1 protein-coding gene is annotated in these 819 nt (G+C 37.1%); it reads left to right on the forward strand.

Features of this window, described 5'->3' with window-relative positions; translation table 11 throughout:
• Nucleotides 1-151: 151 nt before the first annotated feature.
• Nucleotides 152-819 (forward strand): DUF4372 domain-containing protein (locus tag OM075_RS25235; RefSeq protein WP_301193334.1); only part of this gene is annotated, 668 nt, incomplete at its 3' end.

Consider the following 819-nt stretch of genomic DNA (forward strand, 5'->3'; position numbering starts at 1 on the left):
TCACTAGTGACCGAGTAAAAAAATAAAAGAGGGTACTTCCTTTCGGTTTCCCCTCAAAGTTGTAAATTGATTTTGCGAAACTTTTTACAACATGAGCAAAAATAGTGAAATTAAATTTGTCGGTCAGCCGATATTCAAACAGATAATAGATTTGTTGAAAGTAGTAGACATACCATCTTTAGTTAAGCAACACAATAGCGACCGCTATTACAAAGCATTCAAGACCAAAACGCATATCATAACCATGCTGTTTGGTATATTTAGTCGTTGTGATTCTATGACAGAAATCTGTGAAGGAATGCGTGCTTTGGGCGGAAAATTGAATCATTTAGGACTGGAAAAAGCACCGGCTAAAAGTACTGCTGGTGATGGATTGCGTAATCGGGACAACCGCTTTTTCGAGTCGTTATATTTTGATCTGGTTAAGAAATATCAAACTTTTTTGTCGGACAGCCGGACTTATGGACTGACTTTTAAAGAGGTTTTGTTGATTGATTCAACAACCATCCGATTGTTTAGTGATGTTCTTAAAGGAGTGGGAAGAAACCCCAAAGGTGATGGCAAGAAGAAAGGAGGGCTCAAAGTCCATATGCTTATTGATGCCGTACAATCAGTAGGGAGGTTCGTAAAAGTTACAGCAGCTAAGGTACATGACAAAAACTTTCTTAAAAGCCTAGAGTTAATATCGCATAGCATGATCGTTTTTGATAAGGCCTACAACTATTATCATCAGTTTGCTTTATGGACTCATCAGCAAGTCTATTTTGTAACCCGTTTAAAGAAAAATGCAGTTTACACAATTATAGAAACACATAAGAC

The organism is Plebeiibacterium sediminum (assembly GCF_026013605.1).
GTDB lineage: Bacteria > Bacteroidota > Bacteroidia > Bacteroidales > Marinilabiliaceae > Saccharicrinis > Saccharicrinis sediminus.